The organism is Phenylobacterium sp., assembly GCF_030646615.1.
GTDB lineage: Bacteria > Pseudomonadota > Alphaproteobacteria > Caulobacterales > Caulobacteraceae > Phenylobacterium.
In genome coordinates this window covers 1-22,255 of record NZ_JAUSLG010000021.1, presented here as the reverse complement: position 1 = coordinate 22,255, position 22,255 = coordinate 1, and the positions used below count along the sequence as shown (strand labels likewise).

The 22,255-nt window shown below is 68.6% G+C and carries 21 protein-coding genes, 1 pseudogene and 1 riboswitch; of the genes and pseudogenes, 10 read left to right on the top strand and 12 right to left on the bottom strand.

The annotated features are described in order from the left end of the window. Positions 1-376: pseudogene (locus tag Q7S93_RS03340) on the top strand (serine hydrolase); the annotation flags it as partial. Between the two features lie 65 nt (positions 377-441). On the opposite strand, the gene Q7S93_RS03335 reads toward Q7S93_RS03340, so the two are convergent. Next, entirely contained in the window at positions 442-2,514 is a 2,073-nt protein-coding gene (locus Q7S93_RS03335) for a S9 family peptidase (protein ID WP_304712154.1), read from the bottom strand. An 89-nt stretch (positions 2,515-2,603) separates the two neighbouring features. Then, positions 2,604-4,004, bottom strand: a complete 1,401-nt coding sequence (trmFO, locus tag Q7S93_RS03330) for a methylenetetrahydrofolate--tRNA-(uracil(54)-C(5))-methyltransferase (FADH(2)-oxidizing) TrmFO (RefSeq protein WP_304712153.1) — start codon at positions 4,002-4,004, stop codon at positions 2,604-2,606. A gap of 106 nt (positions 4,005-4,110) precedes the next feature. On the opposite strand from trmFO, the gene Q7S93_RS03325 reads away from it, so the two are divergent. The 3 genes from Q7S93_RS03325 to Q7S93_RS03315 all read left to right on the top strand — a co-directional run bounded on the left by Q7S93_RS03325 (position 4,111) and on the right by Q7S93_RS03315 (position 6,848). Then, positions 4,111-5,043 carry a hypothetical protein gene (locus tag Q7S93_RS03325; RefSeq protein WP_304712152.1) on the top strand — a complete coding sequence of 311 codons (933 nt, stop codon included), beginning with the start codon at positions 4,111-4,113 and terminating at the stop codon, positions 5,041-5,043. Between the two features lie 111 nt (positions 5,044-5,154). Then, the gene (locus Q7S93_RS03320; RefSeq protein WP_304712151.1) at positions 5,155-5,979 is read left to right on the top strand and encodes a hypothetical protein; all 825 of its coding nucleotides are present in this window, start codon (positions 5,155-5,157) and stop codon (positions 5,977-5,979) included. Beyond that, positions 5,976-6,848 (top strand): hypothetical protein, encoded by an 873-nt coding sequence (locus tag Q7S93_RS03315; protein WP_304712150.1) that lies wholly within the window; start codon positions 5,976-5,978, stop codon positions 6,846-6,848. Before Q7S93_RS03320 ends, Q7S93_RS03315 begins: the two co-directional genes overlap by 4 nt. Here Q7S93_RS03315 and Q7S93_RS03310 read toward each other — a convergent pair. Together Q7S93_RS03310 and Q7S93_RS03305 are read right to left on the bottom strand one after the other, a co-directional pair. Next, complete coding sequence (locus Q7S93_RS03310; RefSeq protein WP_304712149.1) at positions 6,845-7,459, bottom strand: glutathione S-transferase family protein; 615 nt, start codon at positions 7,457-7,459, stop codon at positions 6,845-6,847. The two genes, Q7S93_RS03315 and Q7S93_RS03310, sit on opposite strands and share 4 nt — an antisense overlap. Positions 7,460-7,468: 9 nt before the next feature. Next, positions 7,469-7,768 (bottom strand): hypothetical protein, encoded by a 300-nt coding sequence (locus Q7S93_RS03305; protein WP_304712148.1) that lies wholly within the window; start codon positions 7,766-7,768, stop codon positions 7,469-7,471. Between the two features lie 238 nt (positions 7,769-8,006). Between Q7S93_RS03305 and Q7S93_RS03300 the strand changes: the two genes are divergently transcribed. Further along, the gene (locus Q7S93_RS03300) at positions 8,007-8,915 is read left to right on the top strand and encodes a hypothetical protein (RefSeq protein ID WP_304712147.1); all 909 of its coding nucleotides are present in this window, start codon (positions 8,007-8,009) and stop codon (positions 8,913-8,915) included. A gap of 25 nt (positions 8,916-8,940) precedes the next feature. Here the strand turns inward: Q7S93_RS03300 and uvrA are convergent, their stop codons facing one another. Further along, positions 8,941-11,832, bottom strand: a complete 2,892-nt coding sequence (gene uvrA / locus Q7S93_RS03295; RefSeq protein WP_304712146.1) for an excinuclease ABC subunit UvrA — start codon at positions 11,830-11,832, stop codon at positions 8,941-8,943. A 103-nt stretch (positions 11,833-11,935) separates the two neighbouring features. Beyond that, positions 11,936-13,141 (bottom strand): dipeptidase, encoded by a 1,206-nt coding sequence (locus tag Q7S93_RS03290; RefSeq protein ID WP_304712145.1) that lies wholly within the window; start codon positions 13,139-13,141, stop codon positions 11,936-11,938. A 208-nt stretch (positions 13,142-13,349) separates the two neighbouring features. Between Q7S93_RS03290 and Q7S93_RS03285 the strand changes: the two genes are divergently transcribed. After that, on the top strand, positions 13,350-14,942 hold the full coding sequence (locus Q7S93_RS03285; protein WP_304712144.1) for an ABC-F family ATP-binding cassette domain-containing protein: 1,593 nt from the start codon (positions 13,350-13,352) through the stop codon (positions 14,940-14,942). On the opposite strand, the gene Q7S93_RS03280 is transcribed toward Q7S93_RS03285, so the two are convergent. From Q7S93_RS03280 to Q7S93_RS03260, 5 genes are all read right to left on the bottom strand, one after another. Next, the gene (locus Q7S93_RS03280; protein ID WP_304712143.1) at positions 14,929-15,348 is read right to left on the bottom strand and encodes a PaaI family thioesterase; all 420 of its coding nucleotides are present in this window, start codon (positions 15,346-15,348) and stop codon (positions 14,929-14,931) included. The genes Q7S93_RS03285 and Q7S93_RS03280 overlap by 14 nt on opposite strands. Before the next feature lie 9 nt (positions 15,349-15,357). Continuing rightward, positions 15,358-15,849: a 6,7-dimethyl-8-ribityllumazine synthase gene (locus Q7S93_RS03275; protein ID WP_304712142.1), complete on the bottom strand. Its 492-nt coding sequence runs from the start codon at positions 15,847-15,849 to the stop codon at positions 15,358-15,360. An 87-nt stretch (positions 15,850-15,936) separates the two neighbouring features. Next, positions 15,937-16,098, bottom strand: a riboswitch (FMN riboswitch). Between the two features lie 66 nt (positions 16,099-16,164). Further along, a complete protein-coding gene (locus Q7S93_RS03270; protein WP_304712141.1) occupies positions 16,165-16,608 on the bottom strand; it encodes a flagellar basal body protein in 444 nt (147 codons plus the stop codon). A gap of 5 nt (positions 16,609-16,613) precedes the next feature. Further along, complete coding sequence (locus Q7S93_RS03265) at positions 16,614-16,934, bottom strand: rod-binding protein (protein WP_304712140.1); 321 nt, start codon at positions 16,932-16,934, stop codon at positions 16,614-16,616. Beyond that, positions 16,934-18,040 carry a flagellar basal body P-ring protein FlgI gene (locus Q7S93_RS03260; RefSeq protein ID WP_304712139.1) on the bottom strand — a complete coding sequence of 369 codons (1,107 nt, stop codon included), beginning with the start codon at positions 18,038-18,040 and terminating at the stop codon, positions 16,934-16,936. Before Q7S93_RS03260 ends, Q7S93_RS03265 begins: the two co-directional genes overlap by 1 nt. 211 nt (positions 18,041-18,251) lie before the next feature. Here Q7S93_RS03260 and fliX point away from each other — a divergent pair, with 211 nt between their 5' ends. Beyond that, positions 18,252-18,710 (top strand): flagellar assembly regulator FliX, encoded by a 459-nt coding sequence (gene fliX / locus Q7S93_RS03255; protein WP_304712138.1) that lies wholly within the window; start codon positions 18,252-18,254, stop codon positions 18,708-18,710. 70 nt (positions 18,711-18,780) lie between these two features. Then, the gene (dksA, locus tag Q7S93_RS03250) at positions 18,781-19,209 is read left to right on the top strand and encodes an RNA polymerase-binding protein DksA (protein ID WP_304712156.1); all 429 of its coding nucleotides are present in this window, start codon (positions 18,781-18,783) and stop codon (positions 19,207-19,209) included. 53 nt (positions 19,210-19,262) lie between these two features. Here dksA and Q7S93_RS03245 read toward each other — a convergent pair whose 3' ends face one another. After that, entirely contained in the window at positions 19,263-19,871 is a 609-nt protein-coding gene (locus Q7S93_RS03245; protein ID WP_304712137.1) for a TIGR00730 family Rossman fold protein, read from the bottom strand. 70 nt (positions 19,872-19,941) lie between these two features. Here Q7S93_RS03245 and Q7S93_RS03240 point away from each other — a divergent pair, with 70 nt between their 5' ends. Then, entirely contained in the window at positions 19,942-20,757 is an 816-nt protein-coding gene (locus Q7S93_RS03240) for a hypothetical protein (RefSeq protein ID WP_304712136.1), read from the top strand. Positions 20,758-20,848: 91 nt separating this feature from the next. After that, positions 20,849-22,255 (top strand): ABC transporter transmembrane domain-containing protein (locus Q7S93_RS03235; protein ID WP_370652059.1); only part of this gene is annotated, 1,407 nt, incomplete at its 3' end.

The following is a 22,255-nucleotide window of genomic DNA, read 5'->3' as shown; positions in this document are numbered from 1 at the left end:
CGGCGGCACGGGCAACGCCCGCTCGATCGCCCTGGTTCACACCATCCTGGCCAACGGTGGGATGGCGAAGGGCAGGCGGTTCATGTCCGAGGCCGGCTGCCGCAAGGCGCTGGAACTGCAGATCGAGGGGCAGGACCTGATCCTCGGCGGCCCGGCGCGATTCGGCATGGGTTTTGGCCTGGCCGGCGGAATCGTGCCGCTGCCGAACCCCAACTCCATCTTCTGGGGCGGCTACGGCGGCTCGCTGGTGATTATCGACATGGATGCCCACACCACCTTCGCCTACGCCATGAACAAGATGGCCCCGACGACCACGGGTGACATGCGCGCGCTGGGCCTGGCCATGGCCATGTGGGAAGGCCTGGGCCTGATCTGAGCCGGCGGGCGGGCGCCACAGCGCGTCCGCCCGCCTGCCCGCCTGCCCGCCTGCCCGCCTGAAGGCTATTGCGGCTTGGTGTGGGCGTCCAGCCAGCCGAGCACCTCGTCGTGCCACTGCACCGAGTTCTGCGGCTTGAGCACCCAGTGGTTCTCTTCCGGGAAGTAGAGCAGTTTGCTCTCGACGCCGCGCCGCTGCAGGGCGGTGAAGGTGGCGATGCCTTCTTCCAGCGGCACGCGATAGTCGCGCCCGCCGTGGACCACCAGCATCGGCGTGGTCCAGTTACCCACGTGATCGGCCGGGTTGAAGGTGGAATAGGTCGTTCCGGCGGTCCAGGGCGTGCCGCCGTTCTCCCACTCGCTGAACCACAGCTCTTCGGTGGAATAGCCCATGAAGCGGGCGTCGAAGATGCCGTCGTGATTGACCAGACACTTCCACGGCGCGTTCCAGTTGCCGGCGATCCAGTTGACCATGTAGCCGCCGTACGAACCGCCCAGCGCGCAGGCCCGGTCGCCGTCGAGGAAGCTGTAGGACTTCAGGGCGTGATCCCACCCCTTCTGCAGGTCTTCCAGCGGGCGGTCGCCCCAATGCTGGCTGATGGCGTCGGTGAAGGCCTGGCCGTAGCCGGTCGAGCCGTGGAAATCGATCATCACCACCGCATAGCCGGCCCCGGCATAGGTCTGGGCGTTCCAGCGGTAGTGGAACAGGTTGCCGAAACTGCCCTGCGGCCCGCCGTGGATCAGGAAGGCGACCGGGTAGGTCTTGCTGGGGTCGAAGCCGACGGGCTTGACCAGGTAGCCGTGCACCGTCTCGCCGTTCCAGCCGGGGAAGCTGAACTGCTCGTAGCCGCCGAACTCCACGCCCGCCAGCTTGTCGGCGTTGGCGTTGGTGAGCTGAACCGGCCTGGCCCCGCGCTTGAAGCCGATGCTGAACAGCTGGGCCGGGCTGTCGAGGTCGTCCTGGGCGTAGACGATGCCCTTGGGCCCGACGTCGAAGCCACTGACGTGGCCGGCGCCGGTCAGGGGCGTGACCTTGCCGGTCTTGACGTCGATGGCGAACAGCCGGGTCTGGCCGACGTCCTGGGCGGTGGCATAGATCGTCCGGCCATCCGGCGCCCAGGCGATGGCGTCGGCCGAGCGGTCCCAGTCGGGGGCCAGTTCGCGGTCCTTGCCGGTGGTTTCGTCATGGATGCCGATCTGCCAGCGGTCGGCCTCGAAGCCGGGGCGTTTCATCGACCGGTAGGCGATGAACCTGCCATCCGGCGAATAGACCGCTCCCGTGTCCCAGGCCTTGTTGGCCTCCGAATAGTTGGTCAGCTGGCCCGAGCCGTCGGCCGGCGCGCCGTAGATGTCGAAATTGGTGCTCCAGGCCTCGGTCTTGCCGGCTAGTCGCGCGGAAAAGACCACCTCCTTGCCGTCGGGCGAGAAGGTGAACTCGGTCTCGTCGCCGAACGGCTTGGACGGCGTGTCGCCGTCGAAGCCGTGCATCACGGCCACGGGGCTGTCGGCGGTGACACCCTTCTCGTCAAAGGTCAGCACGAACAGCTGGTTGCGGGTCCCGTCGGCCCATTCGTCCCAATGGCGGATGAACAGGCGGTCGTGGACCACGCCGGTGGTCTTCTTCGCCGTACGGGCGGCCATGCGGTCGGTGGTGCACTGCAGGGTCGGGCAATCGGGGAAGACGGCCATAGTGACCAGCAGCTTGCGGCCATCCCGCGAAGTCTGGAACCCGCCCACGTCGAACGGCAGCTTGGTCACCTGGCCGGCGCCGGCGACGCCCACGTCGCCGCGCCAGACCTGCATCGAGCCGCCGCGCGAGGACAGGAAGTAGATGCTGTGGCCGTCGGCGCCCCAGCGGGCGCTGCTGACGCCACCGCCAGCGGATACATCGAGCAGCCGCGGCGCGGCCGGCGTCTTGCCCGACAGGTCGATCAGCCATAGCTCGGTCTTGGCCTTGTTGGCGTCATAGTCAGCGACCCGGCGGGCGTAGATGACATAGCGGCCGTCGGGCGACACGCGCGGGTCGCCGACCCGGTCCAGCGTGACCATGTCCTTGGCGGTGAAGGGGCGGGCCTCGGCGGCGGAGCCGATGGCGAGCGCCATGACGCTGGCGGCGAGCAGGCGAGAGATGAGCTTCATTCGGACGTTTCCCGGCGGATCGTTGCGCGATTTCGCGCGCACACTAAGAGCGTCGTGCCGGACGCGCCAGTCTCCGGGGCAGCCTTTTCCTATTCCGCCGCGACAAGCGCATCGCTTGTCAGCCAGGTTTCGAGGTCCGCCATCGCCCGCTCGCTCATCATCCGCTTCTTGGCCCGGCCGCGGTCCTGCGGCTGCAGCTTGCGGCCCTCGCCGTCGTGCTTCGGCGCCTCCATGGGCGGCAGCAGGCCGTAGTTGATGTTCATCGGCTGGAAGGTCGCCTTCGGGCCCTCCATGAAGCCGCCGGTGATGTGGGTCGCCAGCGCGCCCAGTGCGGTGGTGGCCGGCGGCAGGGTGATCGGCCGGCCCAGCCGCTCGGCGGCGGCGAGGCGGCCGGTCAGCAATCCGAGCGCGGCGCTTTCCACATAGCCCTCGACCCCCGTGACCTGGCCGGCGAAGCGCAGCCGCGTGTCGGCCTTCAGCCGCAGCCTGTCGTCCAGCAGACGCGGGCTGTTGAGGAAGGTGTTACGGTGCAGGCCGCCCAGCCGGGCGAACTGGGCGTTCTCCAGCCCCGGGATCATGCGAAAGATGTCGGTCTGGGCGCCGTGCTTCAGCTTGGTCTGGAAGCCGACCATGTTCCACAGGGTGCCCAGCGCATTGTCCTGGCGCAGCTGGACGATGGCGTGGGCCTTCACCGTCGGGTTGTGGGCGTTGGTCAGGCCGACGGGCTTCATCGGGCCGTGGCGCAGGGTTTCGCGGCCGCGCTCGGTCATCACCTCGATCGGCAGGCAGCCGTCGAAATAGGGCACGGCCTCCCAGTCCTTGAACTCGGACTTCGGCCCGGCCAGCAGGGCGTCGATGAAGGCGTCGTACTGCTCGCGGTCCATCGGGCAGTTGATGTAGGCCGCCGCGTCGCCGCCCGGGCCTTCCTTGTCGTAGCGCGACTGCCGCCAGGCCTTGCTCATGTCGATCGAGTCGAAGTGCACGATCGGAGCGATGGCGTCGAAGAAGCTGAGACTGTCCTCGCCGGTCAGTTCGAGGATCGCCTCGGCGAGCGCCGGGGAGGTGAGGGGGCCTGTGGCCACGATCACGCTGTCCCAGTCAGCGGGCGGCAGGCCGGTGACCTCCTCGCGCACGATGGTCACCAGCGGATGCGCCTCGAGCCGGGCCGTCACGTCGGCGGAAAAGCCGTCGCGATCGACGGCCAGCGCCCCGCCAGCCGGCACCTGGTGGGCGTCGCCGCTCGACAGGATGATCGAGCCGCAGCGGCGCATCTCGGCGTGCAACAGGCCGACGGCGTTGTACTGCCAGTCGTCGGAGCGGAAGGAGTTGGAACAGACCAGCTCGGCCAGGCCCTCGGTCCGGTGGGCGTCGGTGCCGCGCACCGGGCGCATTTCGTGCAGCACGGCGGGCACGCCGGTCTGCGCCAGCTGCCAGGCGGCCTCGGAACCGGCCAGGCCGCCGCCGATCACATGTACGGGCTTCATCGTCATGGGCGACAGATAGGCCCGCGCGCCGCGCGCGCAAAGCAGCCCGTGGTGGCGCCGGGGATGATTTTGTGTTGGTCTTCGCCAGGAGCGGCATGCGGGGAGGCATATCGTGATCAAGCTGGATATCGTGAAGACGGCCTTCGCGGGCTTCGGAGTCATCGGCCGCAATCCGCTGGCCGTGCTGGTGTGGGCCGTGTTCCTCGGGCTGGTGGGCCTTCTGCCGGCCTTCGGTCTGATGGGCGGACTGCTGGTCTCGGTCGGTCAGATCGTCGAGGCCGCCCAGCGCGGCGTAGAGCCGACGCCCGAGATGATCATGCCGATGATCGGCTCGGCGCTCGGGCTGATCCCGGTGCTGATCCTGACCGGACTGATCGTGCGCATGGTGCTGACCGGCGCGATCTTCCGCGCGGTCCTGTTTCCCCAGGAGAAGAGCTGGTTCCATCTGCGGCTGGGCGCGCGCGAACTGTGGCTGGGCCTGCTGTTCATCGTGGTCGGGATCATCGTCTTCGCGCTCATGATGATCATGATGGCCATACTCGTGCCTGTGACGGTCATAGCCGGTCCGCACGACGACCCGATGATGAAGCTGGCGATGATGCGGCTGGCCATGCTGCCGGTCTACGCGGTGCTGGCGTTCCTGTTCGTCCGGTTCTGTCTGGCCTTTCCGATGACTTTCGCGGAATCGAAATTCCGCCTGATCGAGTCGTGGAAGATGACCAGCGGCAACAGCTGGCGGATCCTGCTGGTCGGCCTGATTCTGGTCGCGCTGATGATCATCGCCGAAATGATCATCGGCCTGATCATCGTGATCTGCGTGGTCGCGGTGATCGGCGCGGGCGCGATGTCCGGCGGCTGGACCGAGGAGCGCCTGACCGCCTTCTTCAACCAGGACCCGACCGTCTGGATGCATGCGCTGGCGCCCTGGATCGTCGTCGGCGCCATCGTGGGCAGCATTCTGGCCACCCTGGTCGCGGTGATCTTCACCGCGCCCTGGGCCGAGGCCTATCGACAGCTACGCGGAACGCCCGAAGCGACCGTTTAGGCGGCGTCCGGCGGACTCTTCGCGCCGGGCTCGCAAATCCTGTCGCCACAGGGCCCGAAGCAGGGTTTAAGTCGGCCGGAAACTATGCGCGCCGGGGGCGCGAGGGGTCGTATGTCGCAGGCGCGTTTTTCGGTCCGGACAGCAGTGGCCGAGGGCTTCGAGTTCTGGCGCGCCAACGTGGCCAGGGTGATCGGCCCGCTGATCATCGCGGCGGCGGCGATCCTGGCCCTGGCGACGACCTCGCCGCCCAACTTCCTTACCGCCGGCGCGCCTGTCAGTCCGTCGGCTGTCGCCATCATGGCGATCTATGGCCTGGCCTATGTGATGATCCAGGGCGGTCTCTACGGCGTCGCCATGGCGGACCACGCCGGCGCGGCGACCGGGCCGCTGGGTCCGCTGGGTCTGCAATGGCGAGGGCTGGAGACGCGGATCCTGGGCGCCTCGTTGCTGGTCGGGCTGGTGTTCCTGGCCGCCGCCGTGGTGACGACCTTCGCCGTGTCGATCGGCCTTCTCCTGCTGCTGGGCCCCACGGGGGCGGCGACCTCCGAACAATGGATGGCCGGCCTCAGCCCGACGGACAAGGCGGTGTTCTACCTGGGCCTCGGCCTCTGCCTGGTGATCCTGTGGTGGCTGGCCACGCGGTTGTCGATGACCCTGGCCGCCACCGCCGCCGACAACCGGATCCGCCTGTGGGCGCCGTTCAAGCTGACACGTGGGGCGGTCCTTCCGCTCACCCTGGCCGGGCTGGTGATCTATCTGCCGGTTCTGATGCTGCATATCCTCGCCTGGACCTTCACGCGGATCACGGGAAGTCCTGACCTGGCGCCCTGGACCAGCGGCATCTCCAGCGCGGTCTCGATCTTTCTCTACCAACCGATCTCGGTCGGTATGACGTCCTATATCTATCGTCGTCTGCGGGGAGACGCGGGCCAATGACCCTGTCGCCATCCGACACGGCCTTCGAGGGCTTCCGCATCATCCGCGAACGGCCGGGCCTGATTCTGGCCTGGACGGGCTTCTACCTGCTGTGCCTGCTGGGGATGATCCTGATCCTGCTGGTGCCGAACCTGGGCAATCTGGCGACGGTCGAGGCGACTGGCGTGCAGCGCGACTACGGCGAGCTCCTGGCCCGGTTCGGTCCGCCGATCCTGGTGATCGTTCCGCTGGCCATGGCCATGCTGATCATGCTGGTCACCGCCGTCTACCGCACCGTGCTGACGCCCGAGGACAAGGGTTTCGCCCATCTGAAGATCGGCGCGGACGAACTGCGCATGTTCCTTGTCAGCCTGATGGTCATCGTCATCTTCGGCCTGGCCAGCGGTGTCTATGGCGCGGCGGTGGTGGTGTTGGCCAGCCGCGCCGGCGGTCTGCACGGCCTGGTGACCTTCGTCGGGTCTATCGGCGGCGTCGTGCTGCTGGGCTGGCTCGCGGTGCGGCTGGCGCTGGCGGGGGTGATGACCTTCGCCGAGCATCATTTCCGGCTGGGCGCCGCCTGGCGGCTGACGCTGGGCCAGTTCTGGCGCCTGCTGCTGACGCTGGTCCTGACCATCCTCTACGCGATCCTGGTGGTGATCATGGCCCTGACGCTGAGCCTGGTCCTGGCCAAGGTCACGGGCGGCTTTTCGCTGATGGGCGAGCTGGCCAGTCCCGACCTGACCAACCTGACGCCCGCCCTGGCGCTGCGCGGGTTGGGCGAGCTCCTGCTGCAGCTGGCCCTGCAGGCCCTGCTGATCGTGCTGGTGTTCGTGATCTTCTACGCCCCGCCCGCGGCAGCCTATCGCCGGCTCAAGGCGCCCTCGGTCTAGGCCGACGCGCTGGGCCGCGCCGCGGCCCGGTCATGCCAGGCCTTCAGCCACGGCAGGTCCGCCGGAGGCTCCAGCCCCGTGAAGGTCGCGAAGTCGATCGTGGTCAGGGCGACGATGTCGGCCATCGAAAAGCCGTCGCCGGCCAGCCAGGGACGGCCGTCGGCCAGGTCGCCGTCGAGCCAGGCGCAAACCCGGCCATAGGTCTCGCGGTTCGACTCGCCGAAGTCCCGGAACTGCGTCAGCAGGGCGGCGGTCAGGGGATGGGCGTGACGCCAGAACATGCCGACCGGGACCGTCAGCTGGAACTCGACGCGGCGGATCCACATGTCCACCAGGGCCTGCTCCCGCACCGTCGATCCGAACAGGGCCGGGGCGGGATGCAGGCCTTCCAGATAGCGGCAGATCGAGACGCTCTCGGAAATCGCCGTCCCGTCGTCGAGCACCAGGGTCGGCACCTGGCCCAGGGAATTGCGGGCGCGGTGCTCGTCGGACTTGTGTTCGCGCAGGCGCAGGTTGACCCGGGTCTCGGGCAGGTCGATGCCCTTTTCGGCGACAAAGATGCGCACCCGGCGCGGATTGGGCGCCGGGTTGCGCTCGCCGTAGAGGATCATGTCAGGCGATCAGGAGCAGGGCTTGGTGCCGCAGGTCGCCAGGCCGGAGCGCTGGGCGGCTTCGAGGTCCGCCCGGTCGGCCTTGGCGCGCGCTTCCCAATCCGCCCGCGTCATGCAGGTGCGGCTGGGGACCCGCGAGCCGATCACCGGCGAGGTCTTGCACACGCGCTCGTTGGGGTCCTTCCTGGCCACGGGCGCGGCCACGGGGGCCGGCACGGCCTCGGGCGCGGTCGGCGGCGTTTGATCCTCGGCGGCCACGGCGGTGGCGATCGAGGCGGCGGCTACAAGCGTAAGCAGAAGAACTTTCACAGGGACCCCCAGGGGAATGAGTGCGGCATGGGATCTCGCGTCACCAAACCAGATACTGGTATTTAGAGCACGACACACGCGCCGTGTCATCGCCTAGACGGCGCGCGCGGCCCGCGCGTGACGATTTTGCACAACCCTGCGGCGCCAGCGCCTCGCTTGCCTCCGGCGACGAGGGATGCTCCCTTGAGGGTGGCAGGGGCGGTCGCTGGAGCGTCCGCGGCCTTGGGGAGCGATTGGCATGTTTTCGGCGACAGATGCGGCCTTCAGCGGATTTCGCGAGGGCCGTGAAAATTTCAGGACTCTGCTGATCTGGATCCCGATCCTGGGAGTTCTTTCACTGGCGATGGTCGTGTTGATGATCGTGTTCGCCGGTCCCGGCCTCGTGGCGCTGCAGACCCAGCCGCCGGCGACCGGGTCCGACCCCAAGGCCGCGCTGGAGGCGCTCAAGCCGATCGGGATCCTCTACGCGGTGATCATCCCCTGTGGCCTGCTGTTCTACGGCATCCTCTACGCCGCCGTGAACCGGATGATGCTTCGTCCGAGTGATCGCAAGCTGGCGTGGATCGCGTTCGGCGCGGATGAACTTCGGCAGATCGCCGTCATGATCCTGCTCGGACTGTTGTTCTTCCTGGTCTACCTGGTCGGGGCCGTTGCCGTGGGCGTTCTGGCGGCTGTATCGGCGGCCGCCTGGGGAACCGGCGTGGCGACCCTGATCGGGATCGTCGCCGGCTGCGTTCTGCTGGCGCTGTTCGTGATGATGGCGGTGCGCCTGTCGCTGGCCAGCGCGCAGACCTTCGCCACCGGCCGCATCAACATCTTCGGTTCGTGGAAGCTGACCAAGGGCCACGTCTGGCCGATGCTCGGGGCCTATCTGCTGGCCTTCATCCTGGCGATCATCGCCTATATCGCGGTCTATGCGATCCTGCTGCTGGTCGTGATCGTCGTCGGCGGCGGCTTCGGCGCGGCCAGCGGCATCTTCTCGCCGGACATGACGTCGCTGCAGACCTATTTCACGCCGATGGTGCTGGTCTATCAGCTGCTGGCGATGATCCCCGCGCCGTTCCTGATGCTGATCATGCTCTGCCCGGCGCCGTCGATCTACCGCGGCCTGGTCGGCGCGAGCGGCCCGGCATCGACGTTCGACTGACGCCCCGGGGCGCGCGAGCGGGCGATCAGGCCCGCTTGCGCCGCTCGCCGGCGCGGTCGCGGTGCCGTTTGAGCACCTCGGCGAGGTAGCGGCCGGTCCAGCTGCCGGCGATGCCCGCGATCTTCTCGGGTGAGCCAACGCCGACGATCTCGCCGCCGCCGTCGCCGCCCTCGGGGCCGAAGTCGATGATCCAGTCGGCCGTCTTCACCACGTCCAGATTGTGCTCGATGACCACCACGGTGTTGCCGTGGTCGACCAGTTCGTGGAGCACCTCGAGCAGCTTCTTGATGTCCTCGAAATGCAGGCCCGTGGTCGGCTCGTCGAGGATGTAGAGGGTGCGCCCCGTGGCCTTGCGGCTCAACTCCTTCGACAGCTTGACCCGCTGCGCCTCGCCCCCTGACAGGGTGGTCGCCTGCTGGCCGACGTGGATGTAGCCCAGGCCCACGCGCTTGAGGGTCTCCATCTTGTCCCGCACCGGCGGCACGACCTTGAAGAAGTCGGCCGCCTCATCGACGGTCATGTCGAGGATGTCGGCGATCGACTTGCCCTTGAACAGGATCTCCAGCGTCTCGCGGTTGTAGCGCTTGCCCTTGCAGACGTCGCAGGTGACGTAGACGTCGGGCAGGAAGAGCAACTCGATCGAGATCAGCCCATCGCCCGGGCAGGCCTCGCAGCGGCCGCCCTTGACGTTGAACGAGAACCGCCCCGGTCCATAGCCGCGGGCCTTGGCCTCGGGCAGGCCGGCGTACCAGTCGCGGATCGGCTGGAAGGCGCCGGTATAGGTGGCTGGGTTAGACCGCGGCGTGCGGCCGATGGGGGACTGGTCGATGTCGATGACCTTGTCGAAGTTCTCCAGCCCCTCGATCCGCTCGTGCTGGGCCGGCGCGTCGCTGGCGTTGTGCAGGCGCCGGGCCGCGGCCTTGTAGAGGGTCTCGATGGTGAAGGTCGACTTGCCGCCGCCGGAGACGCCGGTGATGCAGGTGAAGACGCCGACGGGGATCTCGCCCGTCACGTCCTTCAGATTGTTGCCGCTGGCCCCGATAATGCGGACCATCTTCTTCTTGGAGATCGGCCGGCGATCCCGCGGCACGGCGATCTCGCGCGCGCCCGACAGGTACTGGCCCGTCACGCTCTTGGGATTGGCGATCACCTGCTCAGGGGTGCCCTCGGCGACGATCATGCCCCCATGGACGCCGGCGGCCGGCCCCATGTCGATCACATAGTCGGCCGTCAGGATGGCTTCTTCGTCATGCTCGACCACCAGCACCGAATTGCCCAGGTCGCGCAGGCCGCGCAGGCTGTTCAGCAGCCGGGTGTTGTCGCGCTGGTGCAGGCCGATGGAGGGCTCGTCCAGCACGTAGAGCACGCCGGTGAGCCCCGAGCCGATCTGGCTGGCCAGGCGGATGCGCTGGCTCTCGCCGCCGGACAGGGTGCCGGAATTGCGTGACATGTTGAGATAGTTCAGTCCCACATCCACCAGGAACCGCAGGCGATCATTGATCTCCTTCAGGATCCGCCGGGCGATCTCCATCTGCTTGTCGCTGAGGCTCTGCTCCAGGGCGGTGAACCACTCCCGGGCGTGCTGGATGGACAGGCGCGAGACCTCGGCGATGTGGCGGCCGTCGATCTTCACCGCCAGGGCCTCGGGCTTCAGGCGGTAGCCGTGGCAGACCTCGCAGGGGGTCTCCGACTGGAAGCGGCCCAGTTCTTCGCGCACCCAGGCCGAATCGGTCTCCCGCCAGCGGCGCTCCAGGTTGGGCAGGACGCCTTCGAAGGTCTTGTTGACCTCGTACTTGCGGGCGTTGTCGTCATAGACGAAGTGGATCTTCTGACCCTTGGAGCCATGCAGGACCACATCCTTGGCCGCGTCGGGCAGCTTCCACCAGGGCTCGTCCATCGAGAAATCGTAGTGACGGGCCAGGGCCTGCAGGGTCTGGGTGTAGAGGGGCGAGGGCCCCTTGGACCAGGGGGCGACCGCGCCCTTGTGCAGGGGCTTGTCCTTGTCGGGAATGACCAGGTCGGCGTCGAAGGCGAGCTTGGCGCCCAGGCCGTCACAGGCCGGGCAGGCGCCGAAGGGGTTGTTGAACGAGAACAGCCGGGGCTCGATTTCGCTGATGGTGAAGCCCGAGACCGGGCAGGCGAACCGCTCGGAAAAGATGATCCGCCGGGGCTCGGCCTCGCCCTCGGCCACGTCGGCCCATTCGGCCGTGGCGATGCCGTCGGCCAGGCGCAGGGCGGTCTCGAGGCTGTCGGCGTAGCGGCTTTCCTGGTCGCCCCGGGTGACCAGCCGGTCCACCACGATGTCGATGTCGTGCTTGAACTTCTTGTCGAGGGTGGGCGCGTCCTCGATCGGATAGAAGGTGCCGTCGATCTTCAGGCGCTGGAAGCCCGCCCGCTGCCACTCGGCGATCTCCTTGCGGTACTCGCCCTTGCGGCCGCGGATCACCGGCGCCAGCAGATAGAGCCGCTCGCCATCGGGCAGGGCGGTCAGCTTGTCGACCATCTGGCTGACGGTCTGGCTCTCGATGGGCAGGCCGGTGGCCGGCGAATAGGGGATGCCGACCCGCGCCCACAGCAGGCGCATATAGTCGTGAATCTCGGTGACCGTGCCGACGGTGGAGCGCGGATTGCGGCTGGTGGTCTTCTGCTCGATGGAGATGGCCGGCGAGAGGCCCTCGATCAGGTCCACATCCGGCTTGCTCATCAGCTCCAGGAACTGGCGGGCATAGGCCGAAAGGCTCTCCACATAGCGGCGCTGACCCTCGGCATAGATGGTGTCGAAGGCCAGCGAACTCTTGCCCGAGCCGGACAGCCCCGTGAGCACCACCAGCTCGCCCCGCGGGATGTCGACATTGACGTCCTTGAGGTTGTGCTCCCGCGCGCCGCGCACGCGGATGAAGTTCAGCTGATCGGCCATGATTGTCCTGGAAACCCTGCCGGCCGCCCAGGTTCCAGACAGCCGGTTTCTATGTAGTGCCGGGACTCAGAGATAACACGAGAACAAGCCGGGAACAAAGAGGTCAGCGGGTCGCCGCCGCCTGGACCTGCTCCATCACCCGCAGGACATTTCCGCCCCAGAACTTGTCGAGATCGTCCTGGGTGAAGCCGGCCGCCACCAGGCGTTCGGTCAGGGCGGGAAAGGCCGTCACGTCTTCCAGACCTTCGATGCCGCCGCCGCCGTCAAAGTCGCCGGACAGGCCCACATGGTCGATCCCGACAGTCTCCACCACATGCAGGATGTGCTTCATCAGGTCGTCCATATTGGCCCGGGGCAGGGGATATCGCGCCTCGATGTCCGCTCGTTCGGCCAGATAGGCCTCGCGCTGTTCAGGCTTCACCTCCACAGGCTGGCCGTACTTCTGGGTCAGGGCGGCTAGGGCCGCGTTGCGTTCGGGGATGCGCGGGGTCTCGATCATATAGCCGGAGAAGGCGTTGATCTGGATGACGCCGCCCTTGTCCGCCAGCTTTCGCAACAGGGTGTCGGGGATGTTCCGCGGATGGTCATAGACCGCCTTGACCCCTGAATGGGAGAGCACCAGCGGCGCCCGCGACAGCTCCAGCATCTGGTCCAGGGCGGCGTCCGATGCGTGGCTGGGATCGATGACGATTCCCAAGTCGTTGGCGTGGCTGACGAAAGCCCTGCCGGCCTCGCTCAGGCCGCCCCATTCCGGCCCCCCCGGATCGGTGGAGGAGTCGGCCAGGGCGTTATTGGCGAAGTGGACCGGACCCATCATCCGCACGCCCAGCTTGTAGAAAGTCTCCATCAGCGACAGGTCGCCGGCGAGCGGGGCGCCGTTCTCCAGGCTGATGAAGACGAACTTCTTGCCCCGGGCCAGGGCCTCACGGGCCTGGGCCGGGGTGGTCACCAGGACGAAGTGTTCATGGTGGCGGGCCGTCATCTGCAGGATTTCGGCCGTGCGCGTCAGGGCGTGGTCGCGCGACCACATGTCGGCCACGGCGTCGCGCCCCCTCTGGGGGGTGAAGACGACGAACACCCCGCCATCGACCCCGCCCTCGACCATGCGGGGATAGTCCACCTGGGTCCCGTCCACGGCGTAGTCGTGGCGGTCCATGATGCTCCAGCCGCGGGCGGCGAAGTTGGCGGGGGTGTCGAAGTGGGTGTCGAGGACGATGGCGGCCTCGTGCATCTGCGCCGGAGTCTGGGCGAGGGCGGCGCCGGCGACCGTGGACAACAGGCCAGCGAGCAGAATGGAACGGATTTTCACGAGACGGACCCCCAGATGCGATGGAGGGCGGAGGTTAGGTCGGCGCGGCGCCACAGCGCAACGGCGCAGGCCGGCGACTCGCGCCGAATTTGCGCGCCGGCCCGGCGACGACTACATGCAAGGCGCCAACTGAGAGGAGAGACCGACATGCGCGCCGCGACCGACATCCGCACCGCCCTGCCTGTCCACGTCGCCACGGTCTCCTCGCATGTCTGCGCCCTTCGTCACCCTCGATCGCCTGTCCTACAGCACCCCTGACGGCCGTCGGCTTCTCGACGACCTGACCCTGGCCTTCGGGCCTGAGCGCACCGGCCTGGTTGGCCGCAACGGGGTGGGCAAGACCACCCTCATCCGCCTGATCCTCGGCGAGCTGACGCCGGCAACCGGCGCCGTCTCGATCCAGGGGCGCGTCGGCGTGCTGCGCCAGATGGTGGAGCCGCCGCCGGGCGCCCGGGCGGCCGATCTCATGGGGCTCGGCGAACCTCTGTCGCGGCTGGTGCGGCTTGAAGCTGGCGCCGGCGACGAGGACGATGTCGCCGACGCTGACTGGACCCTGCCGTCGCGTCTCGAGGCGGCCCTGGTTCGGGTCGGCCTGGCAGGGCTCGATCCCCAGCGCCCGGCCGCCAGTCTGAGCGGCGGGGAGGCGACGCGGGCGGCCCTGGCCGGCCTGCTGGTCCAGGCGCCGGACCTGCTGATCCTGGATGAGCCGACCAACAATCTCGACGCCGGGGCGCGGGCGCTGGTCGCCGATGTGCTGGGCCAGTGGCGGGGCGGGGCCATCGTGGTCAGCCATGATCGCGACCTGCTGCGCCAGACCGACCGCATCGTGGAGCTCTCGGGCCTGGGGGCGCGGCTCTATGGCGGGAACTACGACCTCTATGCCGAGCGCAGGGCGCAGGAAGAGGCCGCCGCCGAACAGGCCCTCGAAAGTGCGGCCCGCGACCTGGCCCGCGCCGGCCGCGAGGCCCAGGCCGAACGGGAGCGCAAGGCGCGGCGGGATGCGGGCGGCCGGCGCTTCGCCGCGCGGGGCAGCGAGCCGAAGATCCTGCTGGGCGCCCGGGCCGAGCAGGCGGAGAATTCCGGCGGCCAGCAGAACCTGCTGGCTGAACGCCGCCGCGAGGCCCTGAGCGCGCGGCTCGCCGAGGCGCAAGGGGCGGTCGAGCAGGTGCGGCGGCTCGGCTTCGACCTGCCGTCCTGCGGGCTGGCGGCCGGGCGCCGCGTCCTGTCCCTCGACAGGGTCGCCCACAGCCTGCCCAATGGGCGAAGCCTGTTTACGGGTCTGTCCCTGGACATCACGGGGCCAGAGCGTGTCGCCATCGCCGGCCCCAACGGCTCGGGGAAGACGACCCTGCTGCGGCTGGCCGCCGGCGAGATCGCCCCGCAGGCCGGCTCGGCGCGGCTATGGGTTGCGGCCGCCGTGTTCGATCAGCAGACCGCCCTGTTGCGGCCCCAGGAGACCCTGCTGGAGGCCTTTCTGCGCCTGAACCCGGACGCCGACGTCAATGCCGCTCATGCGGCCCTGGCCCGCTTCCTGTTCCGCAACGCCGCGGCCGGACGGCGGGTGGACAGCCTCAGCGGCGGCGAGCGCCTGCGCGCGGCGCTGGCCTGCGTGCTGATGGCCAAGACGCCGCCGCAGCTGCTGATCCTGGACGAGCCCAGCAACCACCTCGACCTCGACTCGCTGGCCGCGGTCGAGGTGGCGCTGCGGGACTATGACGGAGCGCTCCTCATCGTCAGCCACGACCGCGATTTCCTCGCCGCCGTCGGCGTCGAACGGGAGGTCCGCCTCAGGCCCGGCTGACGACCCGGAACACGCCATTGGCCCGTGCGCACGGCTTGCCGTCGGCGGTCACGAAGGCCTGGGCGAAGCAGAGGGTCGAGCCCGGCTTCACGAAGTCGGTCTCGAACGCCAGCCATTGGCCAAGCTGGGCCACCGCCAGGAAGTCCAGGTTCAGGTTCACCGTCACCAGCGACCGGTCCCCAGCGAGAAGGTGGGCGCAGGTCAGGCCCATGGCGTTGTCGGCCAGGGCCATCAGGAGACCGCCGTGCACGAATCCCCGGCCGTTGGCGTGGGCCGGACCCGCGCGGAGCCCCAGGATGACGGCGGTGTCGGTCCTGCGGACAAACAGGGGCTCCCAGGGTTCGGTCAGCGGGCTCCGTCGGTCATGCGGGAGGAAGCCCTCGGGCGGGGCGTGATCGGTTTCCATCACGCCCCCTCACGCGGCCAGCTTGGCGAGGTTCTCCAGGGTGAGCACGCAGGCCTCGGCGGCCTCGGCGCCCTTCTTCCGGAAGTGAGCGTGGAAGAAGTCGTGATGCGCTTCGTGCTCATGGAAGTGGTGCGGGGTCAGGACCACGGAGAAGACCGGCGTCTGGGTGGCGAGCTGCACCTGCATCAGGGCGGCGACGACGGTCTGGGCCACGAAGTCGTGCCGGTAGATGCCGCCGTCGATCACGAAGGCCGCGCCCACCACCGCGGCGTAGCGGCCGGTGTGGATGAGGCTCTGGGCGTGCAGCGGGATCTCGAAGGCGCCGGGGACTTCGAAGCGGTCGATGCGGTCGGGGCCAAAGCCCCGCCCGGCCATGGCGTCGGTGAAGCCGGCATGGGCCTCGTCGACGATGTCGCGATGCCAGAGGGACTGGACAAACGCGATGCGTCCGGCGCGGTAGGCGCCATTGGCGGTGGGGAGTTCATAAGCAGCTTGGGTCATGGTCGTTTCCCTGACGGGTGGATGAACCACGACTCAGGGGCGCGCTGGACGGACCATGCGGGCGCACGCGCCCTCAAGGTGTCGCCCAACGGTTCTCATAACCGGACTCTAACCGTCGGCCCCGGGATCACACCGGGTCTGCTCGTCCCTGGCGGCGGTGAGGCCGACAGGCGCCCGCGGGCTCGTCCAGATCTTGGAAGACCCGGCATTACCGCCGGTGGGGAATTACACCCCGCCCTGAGAACGTAGATCGCCGGAACCCCCGGCGACGGGGTCAGACTAGCCGCATCTCTGCGCGCTAAACAAGCGTTTGGATCAGGCGCGCTTGTTCAGGGTGATGGCGGTGGCGGTGTTGTTGGTGGTCTGGCTGGAGCGCGGACCATAGCCCACGGCCTGGCCGCGCTGGGCCGTGACCTCGTCGGCGATGGCCTTGACCAGGCCTTCGGTGATCGTGCGGGCCGCCTCGATGGCACGGCCCTGGCGGGCGAGGACGGCGTCGAAGGCCTCGGTGGCGCGGACCAGGCGCGCGCGCTGGGCCAGGGGGGCGCCGGCCACCAGGGCGGGATCGGCCCGCACCCGCGCCGATTCATGCCGGTAGAGATTGGCCAGCCGGGTGGTCTCGTCCAGCTGGGCGGCGGCCTCGTGCGGGCGGCCTTCCTCGAAGGCCTGGGCGCTCTTGGCCACCAGCTCGGTCAGGCGGTCGGTCAGCATGACCAGTTGTTCGACGCGGTCCTGCGCGTCCGTCGCGGCGATCGCCATGGCGGCTACTCCTCCAGGCCTTGAAGCTTCAACATTTCGCGGGCCACCGTATCGGCCAGGCCGACCCCTCCGCTCTTGGTGGTCTCCTTGGCGAAGGCCTCGGTGAGAAAGGAGCGGAACTGATTTTCCGCCTGGCCGCCGCCGAACGGGGCGGACACCTCGGTGGCGGTGAACATCTGCTGCATCATGATCGACAGGAAGGCGGCCTCGAAGTCCTTGGCCGTCTTCTCGATCTGGCCGCGTTTGGCGAGCTCGGCGGTGTTGGCGGCGCCCTCGGCGGCCTGCGGAGCAGGGGAGATGGCGGAGATCGGGGAAAGCGCGCTCATCACATCACCTCGATGTCGGCCTGCAGGGCGCCCGCGGCCTTGATGGTCTGCAGGATGGAGATCATGTCCCGCGGCGTGACGCCCAGGGCGTTGAGGCCGGCGACCAGATCTGAGAGCGAGGCGCCGCTGCGGACGGTCAGGAACTGCTTGCCCTTCTCTTCCTCTACATCGACCTGGGTCTGGGGCACGACGACGGTCTCGCCCTGGCTGAAGGGCGCCGGCTGGACCACGGCGGGGAATTCCTGGACGCGGATGGTCAGATTGCCCTGGGCGATGGCCACGGTGGAGACTCGCACCGCCTCGCCCATGACGATGACGCCGGACACCTCGTCGATGACCACCTTGGCCGGGGTGTCGGGATTGACCGAGAGGTTCTCGATCTGCGCCATGAAGGCGGTCATGTCGTGGCCGGCCGGCGGGCGCACCGCGACGATGGTCGGGTTCTGGGCGTAGGCCGTGCCGGGGAACTGGCGGTTCACCGCCTCGGCGATCCGGCGCGAGGTGGTGAAGTCGGGATTGCGCAGGGTCATGCGCATCTGGCCCATGGAGGCGAGCTGGAAGCCGAGCTCCCGCTCCACCAGGGCGCCGCCGGCGATGCGGCCTGCGGTCGGCACGCCCTTGGAGATCGATGAGCCCGAGGCGCCGCCGGCCGAGATCGAGCCGGTCTGGACGGTGCCTTGGGCCACCGCATAGGCTTCGCCATCGGCGCCCATCAGCGGCGTCACCAGCAGGGTGCCGCCCTGCAGGCTCTTGGCGTCGCCCATGGCCGAAACTGTGGCGTCCACAGGCGAGCCCGCCGCGGCGAAGGCCGGCAGGCGAGCGGTGACCATGACGGCGGCCACATTCTTGGTGTTGATGTTGGCGTCGCGGGTGTTGACCCCCATCCGCTCCAGCATCCCCTCCAGGCTCTGGCGGGTGAAGGGGGCGTTGCGCAGGGAGTCGCCGGTGCCGTTCAGGCCGACGACGATGCCGTAGCCCACCAGCATGTTGTCGCGCACGCCCTCGAACTCGACGATGTCCTTGATGCGGGACGCCGACAGGGCAGGGCTGGCCGCCAGGCTGGCGGCGATCAGGATGGCGCTGAACAGTCGAAACGGGTGGGACATGGAGTCTCGCCGGGCATGAGGAACCTGGACCTGCCCTTGCGACGACCATGCCAGATGGGCGCGCGCCAAAAGTCTAACAATTACAGTTAACGCAGGGCGGCCGGGGCCCGCGGCGAGGCGGCAAGCTGCAGAAATTGCCCGGCATTAACCATACCCTAAGGCCCCCGAACCCAAGGTCCCGCCTGAGTTCATTCTGCGTGGTGTGGGTCGCATGAAAGTCAGTGGTGCAGGCGGCGCAGGGGGCGCTTCAGGTCCGGGCCGGACCCGGGGCGCGCAGGGCGGCGAGGGGTTCAAACTGCCGGCCGCCGGTGGTGTGGCCTCAACCGCCGCAGCCGGTCCCACCGCGGGGGTTTCGGCCCTGGGCGGGGTGGGGGCTCTCCTCGCCCTGCAGGAAACAGGCGGTCCGCTGGAGCGCAAGCGCCGCGCCGTCAGGCGGGCCGGTCGCATCCTCGATGTCCTGGACGAGGTGAAGATCGCCCTGGTGGGGGGCGACCTGTCCATGAGCCAGCTGGAGCGCCTGGGCCGTGCGGTGCGCGAAGAGCGTGACCAGACCGAAGATGCCGCCCTGGAAGGCGTTCTCAACGAGATCGAGACGCGGGCGGCCGTGGAACTCGCCAAACTCGAAATGGCCCGCTCTGCTGCTCTTCCGGCGCGACGGGAGTCGCGTTGAATGTCCTGGGAGTTCTGCTATATAGCCGCCTCCCAAGTTCCGGGGATACGTCCAGGGGCGTGAGGTATCGATTATGTCGACCACTGTCTTGGCTAAAGAAGACTCATATCGTCCGTCTGAGGACGAAGAGTTCATGAACGACCGCCAGGTCGAATATTTCCGACAAAAGTTGAATGACTGGAAGGAAGAGATTCTCCGTGAATCTCGCGAAACGCTTTCGCACCTCCAGAACGAAACTGAAAACCTGCCGGATGATATTGATCGCGCCTGGTCGGCCACCGATCGTGCGCTTGAATTGCGTACCCGTGATCGCCAGCGGAAACTGATTTCCAAGATCGACGAAGCCCTGCGCCGGATTGAGGACGGGAGCTACGGCTATTGCGAAGAAACCGGCGAGCCCATCGGCCTGGCCCGGCTGGAAGCCCGTCCGATCGCCACCCTCAGCCTGGAAGCCCAGGAGCGCCACGAGCGCCGCGAGCGCGTCCACCGCGACGACTGAGGCGGCGGGCTGCCCGCGGCGGCCGCCCCGTCCGGACCTTCGTCTGCGGCCACTCAGGTGATCCGGGTGGCCGTCAGCGGGGCCTCGTCGTCATCTCCGGCGGCCAGCCGAGCATTGATCAGGGGCAGGATATCCGCCACACGGCTCGCCACGGCCCAGCTATCCATGAAGTCCGGCGGCGTCAGGCGCGCGTCCACCGTGTGCTGCAGCAGTTGGAACAGCGGGTCCCAGAACCCATCAGGGCTGTAGAAGACCACCGGCTTGCGATGCAGGTCCAGGCGCCGCCAGGACAGGAGCTCGATGATCTCCTCCAGGGTGCCGATGCCGCCGGGCAGGACCACGAAGCCGTCCGAACGCTCGAACATGATCTGTTTGCGCTCATGCATGGAGCGCACGACGATGGTCTCGACCACGTCCAGGGCCCGCTCACGGCTGGTCAGGAACTGCGGGATGATCCCCAGGACGTCCCCGCCGGCCTCATGGGCGGCCCGGGCGCAGGCGCCCATCAGGCCCACGCCGCCGCCGCCATAGACCAGGCGCAGATTCGCCGCCGCCAGGGCGCGGCCGAAGTCTGCGGCGTCGGCCAGGAAGCTCGGCTCCACGGCGTCAGAAGAGCCGCAGAAGACACAGACGGACTCGATGCGATCGGGCGAAGCGCCCATAGGATGTGTGCCTCCGGGAAAATGACAGGCCGCTGGGGCGAGCCGGGAATCCGAGTAGCTAGGCTCAGACATGATGCGATTCAAGGAAACCCTGCCCCGTGCGGCCGTCTCGAGCCTGGCCCTGGCCCTGCTCCTGGGGGGGTGCGGCGAGTCGCAGGTGAATCCCGGCGTGGGCCTCAACCGCGAGCCCCCGGCCCAGGCCACCTATACCGCCCCGCCCCAGGGGACCGGCGTGATCCGGGAAGGGGCGGGCCGGGTGCTGATCGGCCGCGCCGCGCCATCGGCCCGGGTCCGGCTGGCGACGCCCGAGGGCGAGGTGCGGATGACAGAGGCCAACGCGCAAGGCGCCTGGCGGATCGGCCTGCCCCTGGCCGACGCGCCGCAGATCTTTGGCCTTTCGATGATGTTGGGCGAACGCACGGTCCAGGCCGAGGGCTATCAGCTGGTCCTCCCGGATGATCGCCTGGTGCTTCTGCGGGCTGGCGCTGGCGCCGTGGTGTCGCCGCCCCCAGCGGGAGGCGCCGAAGGCCCTGCCGAGCCGCGCCTGCTGGCCTTCGATTTCGACGAGGAGGGCGGCGCGGTGGTGTCTGGCCGCGCCATGCCCGAGATCGGCCTGTCGGTTCGTATCGATGGTCGACCGGTGTCCACCGATGGCGCCACCGACGCCCAGGGGCGGTTCAGCCTGCCCTTCGGCGCGCCCGTGCCGCCAGGGCCGCACCGTATCGACGTCATGGGCGAGCAGATGGTCCTGACCGCCCAGGTGGACGCGACGCCGGCTGCGCCGCCGGAGCGCGGGGCCTTCACCGCGCGCGCCACGTCATCTGGCCTTCGCATTGATTGGCTAACCCCCGGCGGCGGCGTCCAGTCGACGCTATTGCTCGATTGACCGGAGTGTTGGCTTGAACCCGCCAGGATTGGCTCGCGGCCGCAACAGCGGCGACCTGGCGCTTGCCCCGGATTTCCGGTTCTGGCCGGCCATGGCCGATCTTGGCCGTCTGGTCATGCGGTCGGGCGCGCCGCAGTTGCGCCTGCGCCTGACCGCCGCGGTGGTGCTGGTGCTGATCGGCAAGCTGGCGGCGGTGATCTCGCCGGTGATGCTGGGGGAGGCGATCAACACCCTGTCGGTTCCAGGCGGGGTGGTGGTGATCGGCGGCGGTTTCGTCGCCCTGGCCCTGGCCTTTGCGGGGCTGCGCCTGCTGTCGGCCTGCGCGCCCTTCGCCCGCGATGCGGTGTTCACCGCCGTCTCCCAGGCGACCATGGCGCGGGCGGCGGTCGAGGGGTTTGGCCATGCGGTCTCCCTGTCCCTGGACTTCCACCAGAGCAAACAGACCGGAACCCTGGCCCGGGTGATCGAGCGGGGCGCGCGCTCCACCGACTTCCTGATCCGCAGCGTGGTGTTCAATCTCGGGCCTACAGCGGTGGAGCTGGTGCTGGCCATGGGGGTCATGGTGGTGCGGCTGGACTGGCGGTTCGCCGCCACGGCCCTGCTGACCGTGGTCATCTACGCCATCGTCACCTTCAAGATCACCGACTGGCGGCTGTCCCATCGCCGGGAGCTCAACGAGGCCGACGCCCGCGCCGCGGGCCTGTCGGTGGACGCCCTGATCAACTTCGAGACCGTGAAGACCTTCGGCGCCGAAACCCGCGCCGTGGGCGCCTATGGCCAGGCGCTGGACACCTATGTGGGCGCGGCGGTGAAGGCCAACACCTCGCTGTCTCTGCTGAACGGCGCCCAGGCGGTGATCCTCAATCTCGGCCTGGCGGTGATGACCGTGCTGGCGGGCCTGGAGGTGGCGGCCGGGACCATGCGGATCGGCGACGTGACCATGGCCATCCTGTTGCTGATCGGCATCTATGCGCCGCTCAACATGCTGGGCTTCAATTATCGCGAGATCCGCCAGGCCTTCATCGACATGGAGCAGCTGGTGGCCCTGACCGGTCGGACGCCGGACATCATCGACGCCGCCGACGCCCGGGACCTGCCGCCGGCGGCGCCCCAGGGGGCGCGGCTGGAATTCCGCGATGTCGCCTTCCGCCACGACGCCCGCAGCCAGGGCCTGCTGGATGTCAGCTTCGTGGCCGAGCCAGGAACCACCGTGGCCCTGGTCGGGCCATCCGGCGCAGGCAAGACCACCGCCGTGCGCCTGGCCCTGCGCCTGATCGACCCGCAGGGCGGCGCGGTGCTCCTGGACGGGGTCGATCTGCGTCAGGCCCGTCAGTCGGCCCTGCGCCGCGCTGTGGCGCTGGTGCCGCAGGACGTGGCCCTGTTCAACGACACCCTGCGGGCCAATATCGCCTTCGCCCGGCCCGAGGCGAGCGCCGCCGACATCCAGGCCGCGGCCGAAGCCGCGGAGCTGGGCGACTTCCTCGAAGGCCTGCCCGAG

What these genes read in the sequence shown, in the direction of transcription:
- Q7S93_RS03240 (WP_304712136.1), top strand. Translation starts at nt 19,942, where the DNA reads ATGATGCGATTCAAGGAAACCCTGCCCCGTGCGGCCGTCTCGAGCCTG.
- Q7S93_RS03315 (WP_304712150.1), top strand. Translation starts at nt 5,976, where the DNA reads ATGACCCTGTCGCCATCCGACACGGCCTTCGAGGGCTTCCGCATCATC.
- Q7S93_RS03265 (WP_304712140.1), bottom strand. Translation starts at nt 16,934, where the DNA reads ATGAGCGCGCTTTCCCCGATCTCCGCCATCTCCCCTGCTCCGCAGGCC.
- uvrA (WP_304712146.1), bottom strand. Translation starts at nt 11,832, where the DNA reads ATGGCCGATCAGCTGAACTTCATCCGCGTGCGCGGCGCGCGGGAGCAC.
- Q7S93_RS03320 (WP_304712151.1), top strand. Translation starts at nt 5,155, where the DNA reads ATGTCGCAGGCGCGTTTTTCGGTCCGGACAGCAGTGGCCGAGGGCTTC.
- trmFO (WP_304712153.1), bottom strand. Translation starts at nt 4,004, where the DNA reads ATGACGATGAAGCCCGTACATGTGATCGGCGGCGGCCTGGCCGGTTCC.
- Q7S93_RS03275 (WP_304712142.1), bottom strand. Translation starts at nt 15,849, where the DNA reads ATGACCCAAGCTGCTTATGAACTCCCCACCGCCAATGGCGCCTACCGC.
- Q7S93_RS03310 (WP_304712149.1), bottom strand. Translation starts at nt 7,459, where the DNA reads ATGATCCTCTACGGCGAGCGCAACCCGGCGCCCAATCCGCGCCGGGTG.
- Q7S93_RS03260 (WP_304712139.1), bottom strand. Translation starts at nt 18,040, where the DNA reads ATGTCCCACCCGTTTCGACTGTTCAGCGCCATCCTGATCGCCGCCAGC.
- Q7S93_RS03285 (WP_304712144.1), top strand. Translation starts at nt 13,350, where the DNA reads ATGTCTGCGCCCTTCGTCACCCTCGATCGCCTGTCCTACAGCACCCCT.
- Q7S93_RS03270 (WP_304712141.1), bottom strand. Translation starts at nt 16,608, where the DNA reads ATGGCGATCGCCGCGACGGACGCGCAGGACCGCGTCGAACAACTGGTC.
- Q7S93_RS03245 (WP_304712137.1), bottom strand. Translation starts at nt 19,871, where the DNA reads ATGGGCGCTTCGCCCGATCGCATCGAGTCCGTCTGTGTCTTCTGCGGC.
- Q7S93_RS03280 (WP_304712143.1), bottom strand. Translation starts at nt 15,348, where the DNA reads ATGGAAACCGATCACGCCCCGCCCGAGGGCTTCCTCCCGCATGACCGA.
- Q7S93_RS03300 (WP_304712147.1), top strand. Translation starts at nt 8,007, where the DNA reads ATGTTTTCGGCGACAGATGCGGCCTTCAGCGGATTTCGCGAGGGCCGT.
- Q7S93_RS03335 (WP_304712154.1), bottom strand. Translation starts at nt 2,514, where the DNA reads ATGAAGCTCATCTCTCGCCTGCTCGCCGCCAGCGTCATGGCGCTCGCC.
- fliX (WP_304712138.1), top strand. Translation starts at nt 18,252, where the DNA reads ATGAAAGTCAGTGGTGCAGGCGGCGCAGGGGGCGCTTCAGGTCCGGGC.